The organism is Salegentibacter sp. 24, assembly GCF_004362395.1.
Taxonomy (GTDB): domain Bacteria; phylum Bacteroidota; class Bacteroidia; order Flavobacteriales; family Flavobacteriaceae; genus Salegentibacter.
In genome coordinates this window covers 16,297-32,571 of sequence record NZ_SNWE01000028.1, presented here as the reverse complement: position 1 = coordinate 32,571, position 16,275 = coordinate 16,297, and the positions used below count along the sequence as shown (strand labels likewise).

The 16,275-nt window shown below is 35.6% G+C and carries 15 protein-coding genes; 8 read left to right on the top strand and 7 right to left on the bottom strand.

Features of this window, described 5'->3' with window-relative positions:
- Positions 1 to 4: 4 nt before the first annotated feature.
- Together DET49_RS16220 and cls are read left to right on the top strand one after the other, a co-directional pair.
- On the top strand, positions 5 to 955 hold the full coding sequence (locus DET49_RS16220) for a lytic transglycosylase domain-containing protein (protein WP_133549599.1): 951 nt from the start codon (positions 5 to 7) through the stop codon (positions 953 to 955).
- Positions 956 to 2,419, top strand: coding sequence for a cardiolipin synthase (cls, locus tag DET49_RS16215; protein ID WP_133549597.1), 1,464 nt, complete (start codon positions 956 to 958; stop codon positions 2,417 to 2,419).
- An 18-nt stretch (positions 2,420 to 2,437) separates the two neighbouring features.
- On the opposite strand, the gene DET49_RS16210 is transcribed toward cls, so the two are convergent.
- Positions 2,438 to 3,151, bottom strand: a complete 714-nt coding sequence (locus DET49_RS16210; RefSeq protein WP_133549595.1) for a TlpA family protein disulfide reductase — start codon at positions 3,149 to 3,151, stop codon at positions 2,438 to 2,440.
- A 138-nt stretch (positions 3,152 to 3,289) separates the two neighbouring features.
- Positions 3,290 to 3,805 carry a DUF2892 domain-containing protein gene (locus DET49_RS16205; protein WP_133549593.1) on the bottom strand — a complete coding sequence of 172 codons (516 nt, stop codon included), beginning with the start codon at positions 3,803 to 3,805 and terminating at the stop codon, positions 3,290 to 3,292.
- Positions 3,806 to 3,957: 152 nt separating this feature from the next.
- Between DET49_RS16205 and rpmH the strand changes: the two genes are divergently transcribed.
- The 3 genes from rpmH (at position 3,958) to DET49_RS16190 (ending at position 7,557) form a co-directional block, all read left to right on the top strand.
- On the top strand, positions 3,958 to 4,116 hold the full coding sequence (rpmH, locus tag DET49_RS16200) for a 50S ribosomal protein L34 (protein ID WP_075327124.1): 159 nt from the start codon (positions 3,958 to 3,960) through the stop codon (positions 4,114 to 4,116).
- Between the two features lie 109 nt (positions 4,117 to 4,225).
- On the top strand, positions 4,226 to 7,078 hold the full coding sequence (gene carB / locus DET49_RS16195; RefSeq protein ID WP_133549591.1) for a carbamoyl-phosphate synthase large subunit: 2,853 nt from the start codon (positions 4,226 to 4,228) through the stop codon (positions 7,076 to 7,078).
- Positions 7,079 to 7,164: 86 nt separating this feature from the next.
- Positions 7,165 to 7,557 carry a DUF423 domain-containing protein gene (locus tag DET49_RS16190; RefSeq protein ID WP_133549589.1) on the top strand — a complete coding sequence of 131 codons (393 nt, stop codon included), beginning with the start codon at positions 7,165 to 7,167 and terminating at the stop codon, positions 7,555 to 7,557.
- Here DET49_RS16190 and DET49_RS16185 read toward each other — a convergent pair.
- The 5 genes from DET49_RS16185 to DET49_RS16165 all read right to left on the bottom strand — a co-directional run bounded on the left by DET49_RS16185 (position 7,548) and on the right by DET49_RS16165 (position 11,961).
- Complete coding sequence (locus tag DET49_RS16185; protein WP_133549587.1) at positions 7,548 to 8,525, bottom strand: bile acid:sodium symporter; 978 nt, start codon at positions 8,523 to 8,525, stop codon at positions 7,548 to 7,550. The genes DET49_RS16190 and DET49_RS16185 overlap by 10 nt on opposite strands.
- An 8-nt stretch (positions 8,526 to 8,533) precedes the next feature.
- Complete coding sequence (locus DET49_RS16180) at positions 8,534 to 9,076, bottom strand: acyl-CoA thioesterase (RefSeq protein ID WP_133549586.1); 543 nt, start codon at positions 9,074 to 9,076, stop codon at positions 8,534 to 8,536.
- Between the two features lie 3 nt (positions 9,077 to 9,079).
- Positions 9,080 to 9,448, bottom strand: a complete 369-nt coding sequence (locus DET49_RS16175; RefSeq protein ID WP_133549584.1) for a 6-phosphogluconate dehydrogenase — start codon at positions 9,446 to 9,448, stop codon at positions 9,080 to 9,082.
- Positions 9,449 to 9,534: 86 nt separating this feature from the next.
- Entirely contained in the window at positions 9,535 to 10,917 is a 1,383-nt protein-coding gene (locus DET49_RS16170; RefSeq protein ID WP_133549582.1) for a DNA recombination protein RmuC, read from the bottom strand.
- 72 nt (positions 10,918 to 10,989) lie between these two features.
- On the bottom strand, positions 10,990 to 11,961 hold the full coding sequence (locus DET49_RS16165; protein WP_133549580.1) for an endo alpha-1,4 polygalactosaminidase: 972 nt from the start codon (positions 11,959 to 11,961) through the stop codon (positions 10,990 to 10,992).
- A 306-nt stretch (positions 11,962 to 12,267) separates the two neighbouring features.
- On the opposite strand from DET49_RS16165, the gene pelF reads away from it, so the two are divergent.
- Genes pelF through DET49_RS16150 form a run of 3 tightly spaced genes read left to right on the top strand, consistent with a single transcriptional unit; the run spans position 12,268 to position 16,206 of the window.
- The gene (pelF, locus tag DET49_RS16160) at positions 12,268 to 13,791 is read left to right on the top strand and encodes a GT4 family glycosyltransferase PelF (protein ID WP_133549579.1); all 1,524 of its coding nucleotides are present in this window, start codon (positions 12,268 to 12,270) and stop codon (positions 13,789 to 13,791) included.
- A 2-nt stretch (positions 13,792 to 13,793) separates the two neighbouring features.
- Complete coding sequence (locus DET49_RS16155) at positions 13,794 to 15,407, top strand: exopolysaccharide Pel transporter PelG (protein WP_133549578.1); 1,614 nt, start codon at positions 13,794 to 13,796, stop codon at positions 15,405 to 15,407.
- Positions 15,408 to 15,414: 7 nt separating this feature from the next.
- The gene (locus DET49_RS16150) at positions 15,415 to 16,206 is read left to right on the top strand and encodes an endo alpha-1,4 polygalactosaminidase (RefSeq protein WP_166636598.1); all 792 of its coding nucleotides are present in this window, start codon (positions 15,415 to 15,417) and stop codon (positions 16,204 to 16,206) included.
- The last annotated feature ends 69 nt before the right edge of the window (positions 16,207 to 16,275 follow it).

Below are 16,275 nucleotides of genomic sequence, written 5' to 3'. Positions count from 1 at the left end.
AACTATGAAAATTTTAAAATCTGCTTTATTAATAGTTGGCTTTTTTGCTATAATAGTAATAAGTATTCAAGCCACCCAGCAGGCACCAGATGCTAATATGGAGCAATACGTGGAAACTACAAAAAATAATAGACCAGTAAAAGATTATAATATTTACGCCTTGCCGATGCCCGAAAATATAGATTTTGCGGGGGAGGAAGTTCCTTTAGACGATCCGGATATTTATGAAAGAATGGATAGAGAATTATTGGTAAACACTTATTGGCAATCTAATGCATTGCTTTTGATAAAACGAGCCAATAAATATTTCCCTATTATTGAACCCATTTTAAAAGAAGAAGGTGTACCTGATGATTTTAAATATTTAGCTGTAATTGAAAGCGGATTAACCCAGGCGGTTTCTCCTGCTGGTGCCAGGGGTTTTTGGCAAATTATGGAAGGTACAGGAAAAGATTATGGTCTAGAAATTAATGACAACGTGGACGAACGTTATCATATTGAGAAAGCTACCCGCGTGGCAGCTGATTATTTAAAAGAATCTAAAGAGAAATTCGGAAGCTGGACCCTGGCAGCAGCAGCGTACAACGCAGGAAACTGGGGTGTTGAAAGACAATTGGAGCGCCAAAAGGTAGATGAATACTACGAATTATTACTTGGTGAAGAAACAGGGAGGTATATGTTTAGAATTCTGGCGGTAAAAGAAATTTTAAGCAATCCTGAAAAATACGGTTTCAATTTTAAAAAGGAACATCTCTACAAACACATCCCTACAAAAACGGTAAAAGTAGATACCGTTGTAAATGACTTTGCAGATTTTGCTAAGCATTTTGAAATAAATTATAAGATCCTAAAAATACATAATCCATGGCTTAGGGAAGCACATTTAAACAATGCTTCCAGGAAGGAATACGAAATAAAAATTCCGGAAAAAGATATTTATACAGCTGTAGATTAAATGAATGATCTTTTGGATAATCTTTGGTGGATTCTGCTATCCATCAACTTTCTAATTGTTTTTATAACGGCAGGTTATGAAGTAATGCATTTTAGGGAGCCTGTAAAAAGTATTTCCCTAATATTTGCACTTTTTATGCTACCGGTAATTGGCCTTTTGGTCTACTACTTTTTTGCGCAGGAATTTCGCAAAAGCAAATTATTTAATAGAAAGAAACTTTACGATCAAAGAATTATTCAGCACTGGGAAGATAAGCTCTTGCTCAAAGAGCAACAGCTGATCGATATCAATCAGGATTGTATAGCACAAAAAATAAAACTGGTTCGGCTTCTGCAAAATAATCAGAAAAAACCTGTCACATTTTTGAATAAAGTTCGGGTGCTTATAAACGGTGAAAATAAATTCACAGCCCTATTTGAGGATATTAAAAGTGCCCAGCACCATATTCATATTGAATATTATATTTTTAATAGCGGGCGAATAGGAAACCGACTCATATTATTGCTTTGTGAAAAGGCCAAAGAGGGTGTTAAAGTTCGGGTGAGTTACGATTATGTAGCGAGCAATCTTTCTAGGAAGGCAGTTAAAAAGATGAAATCCTGCGGAATTGAAATTTATCCGTTTATGCCTGTTTGGTTTCCAAACCTGACACGAAAATTAAACTATCGAAATCATCGAAAAATGGCAATCATAGATGGTTATGTTGGCTTTATTGGAGGAATTAACATTTGCGATGAATATGTAAATTTCGAAGAAAATCCTAAAGAAAAATTGTTTTGGCGTGACACGCATCTTAGAATTCAAGGGCATGCTGTAAAATCTTTGCAGGCCCAATTTATACTGAATTTTAATTTCATCAGTGGCCAGGAGTTGATTATTGAAGACAATTTTTTTCCAAAAATCGATTTTACTGATAAAACGGCTGTTCAAATTGCTGCAAGTGGTCCAGATACCGATTGGCAGAACATTATGGAAGCAATTTTGACCGCAATCAATACGGCCGATAAATATATTTATATTACCACCCCTTATTTTATTCCTAATAATCAAATTCTTACTGCCCTTTGTATGGCAAGTAGGATAGGCGTTGAGGTGAAAATTATTATTCCTGAAAAAGGAGATTCCGTAATTGCAAGATATGCTACCAATTCTTATATCGAAAAGTTGCTGGAATCCGGAGTGCAGGTTTTTCATTACCATAAAGGGATGGTGCATGCCAAGACGATGGTTGTAGATGGTGTTTTAACCAGTATTGGTTCCTGTAACCTGGATAACCGTAGTTTTGATATAAATTTTGAGATTAACGCATTCATATACGATAAAAAACTTGCTTTGGAAATGACCGAGGTCTATCATAAAGATTTAAAAGAAACCACCGAACTGACAATTGATCAATGGATGCAACGCCCGGCTTTGGAAAAAGTAAGGGAAGCGCTGGCAAGACTATGGGCACCATTACTTTAATATTGAAGATGCATCGAATTAATGGGGTGAAATAGCGCTTATTTTTGTTGTCTCTGGTTTTTGGAAGTTCGCTATCAGGTTATTCGTGATTGCGGATTTTATCGCTTTATAATTAAGTTCAAACGATTTTTCTTTCGAAACATTATAAGGATGAAAAACACTTCTTTTAATATTGGTGATTTGCCGATTTGTTGCAATTAAGTAACAGGTGGGAAGCCCAAAGGAATGTTTGAGATTCTCTACCACAAAAGAGTGGTTGTTTGTAGTTTCATCTATATAAAGTACATTAATATGAGAATTAAATTTCTTTGATAGGTCCTTAGCAATTTTCTTTTTATCCCAGAATACGATTACAAAATCTATTCTATCCTTGTATTGTTCTGCAAGTTCATTAAGAGCAGGAATTTCTCCTTTTCCTGGGACACACCAGGAAGCATAGGTTAACAGGTAAATAGGTTTTTTAAAGCTATATAAAGAACGCTTTTTTCCCTTTAGGTTTAAAAAATGGAAATTATCTATATGAGTTCCTTTGAGTTTGGTTTCCACCAGGGTGTCGAATAAACGTTCAGCTTGTTTAAATTGCCGGTGTCTGTAGGCTGCCTTGGCTTCTTTGTTGTACTTAGGTAAATAAATAGCTAGTGCGTCAGAGAAATAAAGCTTTTCCCAATCTGCTGTTTGAGCCTGAATATTTATTCCGAAAATTATAAAAAAGAGGAGTAAAAATCTCTCCATGCACTTTGTTCTATTTATTTAAACAAAGATACTTTGGAAGAAACTAGCACTGAAATATTATCGCTAAAGGGTCAATATTTCGGCTAAAAGTTTTAGAATTATCAATGAAAACAGAAATTAACTAAAATTATATTAAAATTAAATCTTTTTCATTTGTTGCTTCATCATTTTAATCTGGTCTTTGAGCATTCCATGTTTATCAAGTTTTTTAGCTTCGGCAAGTAAATTGGTGGCTTCTCTTTTTCTGCGTTTGGTCATCGCAATTCCAGCAAGATTAAGTTTAGCCATAGCCAGATCCTGATCCATTGCAAGACCTAATTTAATAGCCCTCTTAAAAAGTTTTTCAGCTTGTGTAATATTGGTTTGAGAAAGCATTAAACCATGTAAATACCAGTAATAGCCCTGTTGTTTTTGGGTAAGGGCGGCTTCGGGATTTTTTATTCTATCCAACCACTTTTTGGCACCCGGAAAATCCTGTTTTCTTAAGCGAAGAAAAGCAAGCAAAATCATTTCATTTTTAAAATAAAGGAAAACGAATATTATAGAAAGTAAAAAGAACATAATTCCATTCCCTATATTACCTTCTATAAATTGCCAAATAGCAAGGCCTAATACAGCCGCTGCTAAAACTATTTTGATTTTTTTATTAAACATACATGCATTTCTTTTGAAGCGGCAAAGGTAAGAAAAACAATTAAAAATAATTTAAATTAGGCCTTGTAATAGTTAAAAAGCTTTGTATATTTGCACGCAGTTTTACAGAGAGCTATAAAAACGATTATTCAGAAGATTTAAAGATATTTAAAATGAAAAGAACGTTTCAACCATCTAAGAGAAAAAGAAAGAACAAGCACGGTTTTCGAGAAAGAATGGCTAGTGCAAACGGAAGAAAAGTCCTCGCCAGAAGAAGGGCTAAGGGAAGAAAGAAAATATCGGTATCTTCTGAAAACAGACATAAGCACTAATGAGAATTAGGTTTTAAAATATTTAAAGGTGTTACTTTTTTAGTAACGCCTTTTTTTATATCCAATTGCTTCCTTACTTTTATATATCAATGCTACAATCCTGATAAAAATGCCCAAAAACAACAACCTTAAAAGTATTTTGATTATTGGCTCTGGACCTATCATTATAGGCCAGGCCTGTGAATTTGATTATGCTGGAACACAGTCTTTGCGATCTTTACGCGAAGATGGAATAGAAACTATTCTGCTCAATTCCAATCCTGCCACCATAATGACCGATCCTTCTATGGCGGATCATGTTTACCTTAAGCCTTTAACCACGAAATCTATTGTGGAAATTCTTAAAAACCATCCTAATATAGATGCGGTTTTACCAACAATGGGAGGCCAAACTGCTTTAAACCTTTGTATTGAAGCCGATGAAAAAGGAATTTGGGAAGATTTCGGAATTAAATTGATTGGGGTAGATATCGATGCCATCAATATTACTGAAGATCGCGAAAAGTTTAAACAACTTATGGGTAGAATTGGAATTCCTGTGGCACCGGCAAAAACGGTAACCTCATATCTTCAGGGGAAAGAAGTTGCTCAGGAGTTTGGTTTTCCACTTGTTATTCGTGCCTCTTTTACATTAGGTGGAAGCGGTGCTTCGTTTGTACATGGTCCGGAAGAATTTGACGAAAAACTTACTTACGGATTAGAAGCTTCGCCAATTCATGAAGTGCTCATCGATAAAGCACTTTTGGGGTGGAAGGAATATGAATTAGAACTTTTAAGGGATAAGAATGATAATGTGGTAATTATCTGTTCTATAGAAAATATGGATCCTATGGGAATCCATACCGGGGATTCTATTACAGTAGCCCCGGCAATGACTTTAAGTGATACTGCATATCAGCGAATGCGCGATATGGCTATAAAAATGATGCGTAGCATTGGCGATTTCGCCGGTGGTTGTAATGTCCAATTCGCAGTGAGTCCGGATGAAAAGGAAGATATTATTGCCATAGAGATCAATCCAAGAGTTTCCAGGTCTTCTGCCCTGGCTTCGAAAGCTACTGGATATCCAATTGCAAAAATAGCTACTAAACTTGCCATTGGTTACAATTTAGATGAGCTGGAAAATCAAATCACTAAATCAACTTCAGCATTATTCGAACCTAGCTTAGATTACGTGATTGTTAAAATACCACGATGGAATTTTGATAAATTTGAAGGTGCAGACCGTACCTTGGGACTTCAGATGAAATCTGTTGGGGAAGTGATGGGTATTGGCCGATCGTTCCAGGAGGCGCTTCATAAGGCTACCCAGTCCCTTGAAATTAAGAGAAACGGACTTGGAGCTGACGGAAAAAGTTATACGAAGTACGATGAAATCATAGAGAAATTAACTTACGCCAGCTGGGACCGCGTTTTTGTGATCTATGATGCCATACAGGCCGGAATTCCGCTGAGCCGTATTCATGAGATTACCAAAATAGATATGTGGTTTTTAAGGCAATATGAAGAGCTATACGCCTTAGATGTTGAGATTTCTAAATACGATAAAGAATCATTGCCCAAAGATCTGTTACTGGAAGCCAAACAAAAAGGTTTTGCCGACAGACAAATAGCCCACATGTTAGATTGTTTGGAAAGTGAGGTTTACAACAAACGTGTGGATCTTGGAATAAACCGGGTTTATAAACTTGTCGATACCTGTGCAGCAGAATTTAAAGCTGAAACTCCTTATTACTATTCCACCTTTGAAGCCGATATAGAAACTCCTGACGGAAAACGCTATGTAGATAATGAGAGTAAGGTGAGTGATAGGAAAAAAATTGTAGTGCTAGGTTCCGGTCCCAATCGAATAGGACAGGGAATTGAGTTCGATTACAGTTGTGTTCACGGGGTGCTTGCAGCTTCAGAATGTGGATATGAGACTATAATGATTAACTGTAATCCAGAAACAGTTTCCACTGATTTCGATATTGCCGATAAACTTTATTTTGAACCGGTTTTCTGGGAACATATTTACGAGATCATTCGACACGAGAAACCAGAAGGAGTAATCGTTCAACTTGGTGGACAGACCGCCTTAAAGCTAGCCGAAAAACTAGATCGTTATGGAATAAAAATTATGGGAACGAGTTTTAAAGCCTTAGATCTTGCCGAAGATCGCGGAAGTTTCTCAAAGTTACTTCAGGCCAACGATATTCCTTATCCGGAATTTGGTACTGCTGAAACGGCGGATGAGGCTTTAGCGCTTGCTGATGAACTTGATTTTCCAATTCTGGTACGACCTTCTTATGTATTGGGGGGCCAGGGTATGAAAATCGTAATCAATAAAGATGAGCTTGAAGAAACCGTAGTGGACCTGTTAAGAAAAATTCCGAACAATAAGTTATTGCTTGATCATTACCTGGACGGGGCTATAGAAGCTGAGGCTGATGCTATCTGCGATGGAGAGGATGTTCATATTATCGGAATAATGGAACATATTGAGCCTTGCGGAATTCACTCTGGAGATTCTAATGCGCTACTGCCTCCTTTTAACCTGGGTGATCTTGTGATGGAGCAAATTAAAGACCATACGCGTAAGATCGCTTTAGCGCTTAACACCGTTGGTTTAATAAATATCCAGTTCGCTATAAAGGATGATATGGTTTACATCATTGAGGCTAATCCACGAGCATCCAGAACAGTTCCATTTATTGCTAAAGCCTATAAAGAGCCTTATGTGAATTATGCAACCAAGGTGATGCTGGGTGAAAAGAAGATTAAAGATTTCAATTTTAATCCGCAATTGGAAGGTTATGCCATAAAGCAACCGGTTTTCTCTTTCAATAAGTTCCATAATGTAAACAAACAACTTGGCCCTGAGATGAAAAGTACCGGTGAAAGTATCTTGTTTATTGATAGTCTGCGAGATGATGAGTTTTACGATTTATATAGCAGAAGAAAAATGTATTTGAGCAAATAGCTTGGTAAAACGAACCTCACAGATTTCAAAATCTGTGAGGTTTTATTTTGCACTTTGATTTAATAGCTCAGTTTCAAAAAGATAGTATGCGAGAGTTAGTCTTTATTATTGGGGGGATTTATGGCACACTTGCTGTAATTTTTGGTGCCTTTGGGGCACACGCTTTAAAAAAGCGTTTTTCTAAGGATCAGTTAAAAAGTTTTGAAACCGGAGTAAAATATCAAATGTACCACGCGATTATGCTAATTATTTCCGGAATCGTATTTCCTTTTATTGGAATTTTTCAGCAACTTATTGCCTGGTTTTTTATACTCGGTATTTTTTTGTTTTCTTTCAGTATCTATGGGTTGACCTTAAGCGCTTCCGCTGGAAAGAAAATAAAGATTCTAGGTCCAATTACTCCTCTTGGTGGACTATTGCTTATTCTGGCTTGGATCTTTTTTACCATAAGTATTACTGAAATTGTTCCTTACCTATAAAATTTCTGCTGGGTTTCAGCGAGCAACACACGTTTTCTATATTTTTCAGCAAAATAAGCAATCAGTAATAACTGAAGGGAATGATAGATCATAATCGGTAATAATAATAATCCGGTATTTGCTGAATTTCCAAAGATTACCTTTACCATTACAGAACCGTGAACCAATGATTTTTTAGTTCCGCAAAACTGAGCTGTAATTTTGTCTTTTAATTTGAAGCCTAAAAAATTACAAACCAATCCAAGTCCGAAATACACTACTAAGAACAATAGAACAACCAGTGCAGTTAATTTAAGTAAATCCTCGGTTTCTACATTAGTAAATATTCTGGAAGAGAAGGAGTTACTAAAACTGGAGTAAACGATTAATATAATGGTAGTCTTGTCTAAGAATCCTAATTTTTTACTATGTTTTCTTGCCAAATTTCCCAAGGATTTCTGGAGTATCAGACCAAGAATCAATGGGATAATTATCTGCCAGCATAACTTTACAAGCACATCTAAGAACTCAAAATCAGCGCTTTTACTCAGGAAAAAACTGAGCCAGATGGGTGTGGCGAAAATTCCAATTAACCCCGAAAGACTTGCGTTAAAAATAGCTGTCGGAAGGTTTCCTTTTGCTAGTGAAACCATTACGATAGATGAGGAAACGGTAGAGGGTAGGGTTCCCAGGAAAAACAATGCGATCCATAGATCTGAACCGGTGCCGGTTTCAAAAAGTGGCAAAAATAGTAATACCAACAATGGAAAAACAACAAATGTGGAAAGCTGAATTACAATATGAACTTTATAGTTGAGAAGCCCTAATTTAAATTCAGCTGGAGACAACTTTAACCCATAGAAAAAGAAAATGAAGCCAACGCCAATGTCGGTGATGGTTTTAAGGGGAAAAAGAACAACTCCTTCCGGGACAAAATAGGCGATGATAATCGCCATAAAAATCGCCGCTATAAACCCGTTAAATTTCAAATGCTGATTTATCTTTCTAATTTCACCTTGTATTTTTCAAGTAAATGCACATATTCTTCCGAAGAAAAATCTGTCTCATGAAATTCCTTTTTACGATTTAGTTTCATTTTATTACGTTTTATGCTTTTGGCAAATCGACGTATATCGTGATCATTGGTTAGTATTAAACCTGGAACCTGAAGTGATTTTCCATCTTCATTTTTTGCTACCATGGTGAAATACGAAGAATTGCAATGCTTTTTTTCTCCAGTTCTTATATTTTCGGCCTCTACACGAATTCCAATCACCATAGAGCTGTTTCCCACATAATTGACGGAGGCCTTCATGGTAACGAGTTCACCTATTTCAATGGGTTTTAGAAAATCTACGGTATCTACGCTTGCAGTCACACAATACGCCCCGGAGTGCTTAGAGGCACAAGCAAAAGCAATGCGATCCATAAGAGAAAGGACGTAGCCTCCGTGAATTTTTCCATTGAAATTTGAATGTGAGGGTAGCATTAATTCTGATATGTCTACCTGGGAGTCTTTTACATGTTTAAATTCTGTCATAATTTATCTGTCTCTAAAGTGAGGTGATTGTGCTTCTTCCACTTCGGTTATAAAATATTTGGTATCGCCCCAAAAGAAAAACGTAGCATATCGTTCGAGATATTTGAGCCTTACGTAATTACCTTCGTTTTCCTGAAGAGCTTCTATAACATCTCTATTTTGATCTAAAACTGAAAACTGAAAAATCTGTGCGCCACTGATACCCTGGCTTATTTCACCTTCCCAGGTTTTTGAAATAACCCCCTTTTTACTGAATTTAATGAGCTCACCACTGCGGGTTCCCTCACTATAAGGCACATAATAGATAAAGGCAAACCAGGCGATAAAAAGCAGTATAATAACTGCCAAAATACCGAATAGTGTTTTTTTCATATAGTATTTCTTAATATTCTACAATAATAAAATTTCTACCCAAACCAGCAGCATAAAATATGCTGTTATCTGGATATTTACTTTCCTTAAATTTCTTCCTCTATTCTGGCAAGCATTTTTGGGTCTATTTGCTTATTGGCTTTTGCTCCAAGTTTTTTAAGTTTTTCTACTCGGCGAAGTAAGTTCCCTTTTCCCGTAAGCTTTTTCATCGCTCCTTCGTAGGAATTCTGAACAGTTGCCAACTGTCTGCCAATTTTTGTAAGCTCTTCGGTTAATGTGGTAAAAGAGTCATACAGTGCTCCTGCCTGTGTGGCGATAGCAAGAGCATTTTGTTTTTGTTTCTCATTTTGCCACATACTGTCTATGGTTTTTAACACCGCGAGTAGAGTAGTAGGTGTAACGATAATGATATTTTTATCAAAGGCTTCGGAATATAATCCTGGATATTCGTTTGAAGCTACAGCAAAAGCAGGTTCAATGGGAATAAAAAGTAGAACAAAGTCCGGGCTTTCCATCTGGTATATTTGGTGGTAATTTTTCTCTCCGAGCTCGCTTACGCGATTTCTGATTGCCGTAAGATGCTTTTTTAAATGTTGTTTTTTTTCCTCCTCCTCAGTTTCATTGCTGAAGCGTTCGTAAGCGTTGAGCGAAACTTTAGAATCTACGATCATTTTTTTATCACCGGGAAGGTTGATGATTACATCAGGCAAGATCCTTTTTCCATCGGCATTCATGAAACTTTGCTGAACCGTGTATTCACTTCCTTTTTGCAAACCACTGCGTTCCAGAACACGTTCCAGGATCATTTCACCCCAGTTACCCTGGGTTTTGGTGTCCCCTTTAAGCGCTTTAGTTAGATTAACGGCTTCTTTGCTCATTTGCTCGTTAAGCTCTTTTAAACCAATAATTTGCTGACGTAGCATTGCGTGCCTGTCTATACTTTCTTTATTTCCTTCTTCTATACGTTTTTCAAAATGAAGAATTTTTTCCTGTAACGGATTTAAAATGCTCTGAATATTTTCTTTATTCTGTAAGGTGAATTTTTCCGATTTTTGTTCCAAAATTTTATTGGCGAGATTTTCAAATTCCTTTTCAAACTTTTTTTGAAGCTGTTCCACTTCATTTTTTTGCTCTTTATTTCGTAGCTCTAAATTTTCAAATTCTGCGTTTCTACGAGTGAGTTCATTACTTATGAAATCTTTTTCCCTTCGGATTTCTTCGCGCTCTTTTTCTATTTTTTCTGTTTGTAGTTTGGCTGTGCTCTTGATCTCTGTTATTTCAGATCTGTAATTAGATAAGTTATTGTCGGATTGTTTTTTAAGCTCTTCTAACTGGAGACCAAGTTGATTGTTTTTTTCCTGAAGAAGTGTTTCTTTATTCTTGTTTTTTAAGCTTGAAATAAGATTTCCAAAATAAAGTCCGAGAAGAAGGGCAATGAAAATTAATGCGATGAGGATATAATCGTTCATAGAAAAATAGCAGTTTTCTCAAAGTTAATTATTTGACCGAATTGTACTACAATCCTACGATAAGATTAATTATTATTCTTTGTTTTCAAAGTATTGAAAACCGTCAATAATATCCAGGTAGACACCATCAAATCCGGCGTTTATAATCTTTTTAAGGTAGGCTTCTTCGTTTCCATAAATAAGTTCTTTCCAGGTATCCTTCCAGTATTTAACCTTAAAGTTACCTTCCCAGTTCGGATTTTCCTCGACGAACCATTCTGGAGGTTTTGAGTTCCAATTTTTTTTCCAGTAGTAACGGTAATTTTCTGCTTCCCCAACTGACATGTAGGCTATTACAAGTCGGTCACCCCCGTTTTTTTTCTTTTTCAACTGTGCAATATTCTCTTTAGTAAAAGCTTGATTCTGAAAGAAGAGATCTAATACGATAAGATCATAATTTGTAAAGGATAATTCGCTAATCAGTTCTTTTTTTGTTGAATAATTAGCATAATTGAGAAAGTATAAAAAATTCTTAGCTTCTGAAAGGTCGTCTATATTTTTGCTGTTCTCACAGAATACCGGGTAGGCTGGAATATGATCTAATTCCCGTCTTGGCGCAGCAAATGAGATATAGCCGCTTTCTTTATTACGTTTGTAAGAATCGGTTATTAATTCTTGAGTAGAAGCGTAGTCTATTGTTAAAACCTCTTTCTTATTTTTTTTTGCCAGATCAAGATAAGTTTTTAAGTATAAATTTTCCGATAGAGGGGTGAGTTTGTTGATTTTTGGGTAACCATAAAAAAGATCTTCCTGGGCCACCGCGTCAATTGCATTTAAATAATCTATGGCCCTGCTTTCTTGATTTTCAGATCCTTCAATTAAAAGTTCCACGCCGTTTTGGGGGATAATTATAAAATTAGGATGTTTAGTTTTGGCGCTTTCACTTAATTCAATAACTAAATCACGCATTTCTTTGCGATAATCTATAGTTTCCTGGGCAATCAAAGTTTGGTTTGTTAGAAATAAGCAACAAAATAATGCAGTACTTAATTTAATTACATTCATATGCTTAGAATTTTATAGCCGTACCAAACCTATATTGAAGTTTATAAATCAAATTGTTCTACCTTGATGCCTTGGATGAATCAAATGGTAAAGATTAAACAAATATACAAGAAATATCAGCGGCGAATTTGAGGATATTTTAAAAGTTATGGTAAAAAATTTCTGATTTTTGGTTTAGCTCATAACTTCAGAATTTGAGGTTGATAATTCAAGGGTGTGAAAAGGTGAAAATGAGCTACTTATTTAGTAACCTATAAATTGTATATTATTTTATTTTTCACATATTTTTGACAAAAATAGATGTAAATGGCAAAACCATCGGTAATGCTTATTTTAGAAGGTACCTATCCATTTAATGGCGGAGGGGTATCAACTTGGGCACATCATTTATGCAATAAAGTGAGTGACGTAGATTTTAAATTGTACTCCATAAATGCTTCTTTTGAGAAAGAACCCAAGTATAAACTCAGCGATAATATTAGCGAAGTTATCCAGGTTCCGTTATGGACGCCAGATGAGCCGTATGATTATATTAGTTATGGGGAAGAATATTATAAGACTGTTGCTAAAAAGGAATGGACCAATGACGAAATAGTGGAACAAAAGTTTATTCCCCTTTTTAAAGGCCTACTGGAATTCATTTATAGCGATGACCAGAATATGGAAGATCTGGATATAATTTTCCACCAATTATGGTTCTATTTTGAAGATTATGATTATAAAGAGACTATTAGAAGCAGGCATGTTTGGACTACTTACCGAGATACCCTGGCTAAATTTATAATAGGGGAGCGTAACCCTGATGCCTCTTTAATAGATATTACCATTGGACTACGTTGGATCTATAGGTTTTTAATACCTCTTGCCATAGTCAACATTCCTAAAGTTGATGTAGCTCATTTAACCCTTAGTGGTTTCCCGGTTATCCCTGCCTTAATAGCGAATTACAAGTATGGAACCAAAATTATGCTTACTGAACACGGCGTCTTTATTAGGGAAAGGTTGTTAGCCATAAGCAATTCTGAATATCCATATTTTCTAAAAAGCCTGTTAATCCGATTCTCTGAAGCTATTGCTCGTTTGGCTTATTACAAGGCTGATGTGATTGTATCCGTAACTACATTTAATCAAAAATGGGAAAAATGGTATGGTGCGGATCCTAAAAAATTTAAAATAATTTACAATGGTATTGATCCGGATATTTTCAGGCCTGGTCCAAAACCTTCACATTTAAAAGATATTCCGACCGTAGTAGCAGTGGCCAGGGTATTTGAATTAAAAGATATTTTAACGATGATAGGCTCTTGCGCAGTAGTGAAAAGGACTTTTCCGAAGGTTCAGTATTTAGTGTATGGAGATGACCAGGCAGTTCCGGAATATACTAAGGAATGCCTGGAACTTATAAAGGAACTGGATTTAATGGAAAATTTCAAATTTATGGGGCCCAGGAGTGATCCTCAAAATATTTTCCTTGAAGGAGACCTTTCTATACTAACATCGATTTCTGAAGGTTTTCCATATACGGTTATTGAATCTTTGGGTTGCGGAATTCCCGTGGTGTCCACTGAAGTGGGAGGTGTTAAAGAAGCCCTCGATGAAAGCTGTGGCTTTACCTGTAAACCAAAAGATGTTGAAGGAATTGGAGAGGCTGTTACCAAATTACTTCTAGATGAAAATTTGCGAAAAACGATGGGAAAAAATGCCCGGGAAAAAGTTTTGAAAAACTTTACCTTAAATAAATTTGTAAGTGAATATGAAGATGTTTATCAGGATATTATGAAAAGTAAAAAAGTTCAGCCTAAACGCACAAAGATCGGAGATTTATTATAGAAATGAATAAAGACCAAATCAAGGCTATTGCAAAACTTGTAGTTGCGGTTAAAGAACGCAATGGCAAACCGGTAAACGTGTATGTTGTAGCCGCAACTATAGAGTCCTTTGGTATTCGCGAGAACGATGTTAAAGAAGATTATGGTTTTGAAAGCATTTTTCATCTATCCAAATATATCTATAAAGCATACGATGCGGTAACTCTGGCCAATCTCAAGAACAATAACCAACGTATTGCAGAGGCAAAAACCTACAAGAGGCTCGCGTTAACCGATTATATAACTACTAAGAATACTAAACGATTTATCGCTGATTATAGCTCGGGACTCATCCATTTGTTTCCAATTTTTTTACAGGTATTTGCAATAATTCTTTTTGGTTTCTCTCTCTGGACCTATTCAAGGTTTAACAATCTGCAGTCTACCGCTGTGGTACTGGGAGTAATTCTTGGCTTTGTAATCAGCGGCGGTTTTATACAGGTTATTGGTAAACAGGTTTCTTACTATTGGTATAACAAAGATTATCATATGGCAAGTTATTCTACCAAAAGGATTATTAAAAATGGTACGCTCGCTATCTTCGGCTTTTTTATAGTTTCTGTTATCATAAATTTTATTTTTCCACTCTACAGTTTCCTTTTTGTTTTAATAAGCTTTTCATATGCCTTGCTTATTGGTTTTTTACTACTGGTCTTAGCACCGCTCTATGCCTTAAAACAAAGGTGGATGCTTTCTGTTAGTGTTTTCATAGGTACAGCATTAGCGCTTTTACTTCATTTTAATTCGGAATTGCATCCTTACTTTATACATTGGATTGGTATTCTTACGGCTTCGTTAATATCTGTAGGTTATATTTATTTATTCTTTAGGTATAAACTGAAAAAGCATGTTGCCGTAAAAAAGAAACCTAAAGTAATGCTTTCATTATATAGAAATTTCAATTACTTTCTTTACGGTACATTTATTTTCCTTTTCGTTTTTTTAGACAGGATAGTAGCCTGGTCTTCCACTCTAAACAGAGATATTCCTTATGTTATTTATTATGAAAAAGATTATGAGATAGGGATGGATCTTGCTATTTTAATTTTCTTCTTGCTGGGCGGGGTCATGGAATATGCAATTCATTCCTATATAAGACATATGGATTTTCACCAGTTGGAAATAAAGTATTCTGAATATTATAACTTCAATAATAAAATGAAAAGGATGTACTTTAAACACTTGCGTCTATTTGGGGTTAGTGCTATAGGTATAGCTATCTTTATATATTTCTTAATTACCCAACCCTGGGGTTATAAATCAGGTTTCGAAGAAATTCTCAGCCCCTTGAGTATCAAAGTTTGTATCTTGGGAAGTATTGGTTATTTATTCCTTAGCTTGGGGATGCTTAATGTATTATACCTTTACACCCTAGGCCAACATAGAAAACCTTTAGTAGCAATAGTTATTGCTTTTTTGGTGAACTTATTTATTGGCATTCTTGCAAGCAGGTGGATTGGTTACGAGTATAGTGTCATAGGAATGCTGATTGGTTCTTTTATTTTTATGTTATTAACCACGAGTGTAACCTATCGCTTTTTTAAAAATCTGGACTATTATTATTATGCATCTTATTAAATATTTTATGATTATAGGAACAATTTGTTTCACCGTTCCCCAGATTGTGGCCCAAAAAACTGTGGAGAAAAAACAAGTGCTTTTCACCTACGGCGATTTTTATCCTAAGGATGTTTCCGGTTACGAAATACTGGTAATTGAGAGCGCACATTTTGATAGTGAAGATATCGAGGTTTTAAAAAAACAAAACGACAAGGTTTTAGGTTATGTAAGCCTGGGAGAAGTTAACGAAGCTGCCGCTCATTATCTAGAACTAGAAAAATTTACACTGGGAAAAAACGAGATTTGGAATAGTTATATTCTGAATATGGAGAATAAGAGAACCCAGAAAGCACTTATGGAGATCTTTGATTATAATATGCAAAAAGGTCTAGATGGAATGTTTCTGGATAATATTGATAATTATACCGAATTTGGGCCCACTCCTGAAAAAAAAGAAGCACTTCTAGCTTTCTTAAAAGACTTAAATAATACGTATCCGGATATTTATTTGATTCAGAATGCCGGAATCTCTATTGTAAAAGACACCAATCCATTTATAGACGCAATAGCAAAAGAGAGTATTGCTACAGATTATGATTTTAAGAATAAGAAATACCAATTACGAGATGACAAAATTTTCACAAGGCTCTTGAATGAACTTAAAGAGATGTATAAAGATTTTGAAGTTCCGATAGTATTGATTGAATATGCCGATAATGCAGAACTAAAGGAACAGGTAGAAGAAAGATTAAAAAGAACTTCCTGGCCCTATTTTATAGGAAAGATCGAACTGCAAAAAATTCCTGGTAAAAACTAAAGTTAAATATGTTTTTAGAGCCCTACCTACTATCTGGTCCATTGCGGATAATATTTCTATTTGCATTAA

Bases quoted from the DNA above. Each gene is read 5' to 3' on its own strand.
- DET49_RS16220 (WP_133549599.1), top strand. From the start codon at position 5: ATGAAAATTTTAAAATCTGCTTTATTAATAGTTGGCTTTTTTGCTATA.
- cls (WP_133549597.1), top strand. From the start codon at position 956: ATGAATGATCTTTTGGATAATCTTTGGTGGATTCTGCTATCCATCAAC.
- DET49_RS16210 (WP_133549595.1), bottom strand. From the start codon at position 3,151: ATGGAGAGATTTTTACTCCTCTTTTTTATAATTTTCGGAATAAATATT.
- DET49_RS16205 (WP_133549593.1), bottom strand. From the start codon at position 3,805: ATGTTTAATAAAAAAATCAAAATAGTTTTAGCAGCGGCTGTATTAGGC.
- rpmH (WP_075327124.1), top strand. From the start codon at position 3,958: ATGAAAAGAACGTTTCAACCATCTAAGAGAAAAAGAAAGAACAAGCAC.
- carB (WP_133549591.1), top strand. From the start codon at position 4,226: ATGCCCAAAAACAACAACCTTAAAAGTATTTTGATTATTGGCTCTGGA.
- DET49_RS16190 (WP_133549589.1), top strand. From the start codon at position 7,165: ATGCGAGAGTTAGTCTTTATTATTGGGGGGATTTATGGCACACTTGCT.
- DET49_RS16180 (WP_133549586.1), bottom strand. From the start codon at position 9,076: ATGACAGAATTTAAACATGTAAAAGACTCCCAGGTAGACATATCAGAA.
- DET49_RS16175 (WP_133549584.1), bottom strand. From the start codon at position 9,448: ATGAAAAAAACACTATTCGGTATTTTGGCAGTTATTATACTGCTTTTT.
- DET49_RS16170 (WP_133549582.1), bottom strand. From the start codon at position 10,917: ATGAACGATTATATCCTCATCGCATTAATTTTCATTGCCCTTCTTCTC.
- DET49_RS16165 (WP_133549580.1), bottom strand. From the start codon at position 11,961: ATGAATGTAATTAAATTAAGTACTGCATTATTTTGTTGCTTATTTCTA.
- pelF (WP_133549579.1), top strand. From the start codon at position 12,268: ATGGCAAAACCATCGGTAATGCTTATTTTAGAAGGTACCTATCCATTT.
- DET49_RS16155 (WP_133549578.1), top strand. From the start codon at position 13,794: ATGAATAAAGACCAAATCAAGGCTATTGCAAAACTTGTAGTTGCGGTT.
- DET49_RS16150 (WP_166636598.1), top strand. From the start codon at position 15,415: ATGATTATAGGAACAATTTGTTTCACCGTTCCCCAGATTGTGGCCCAA.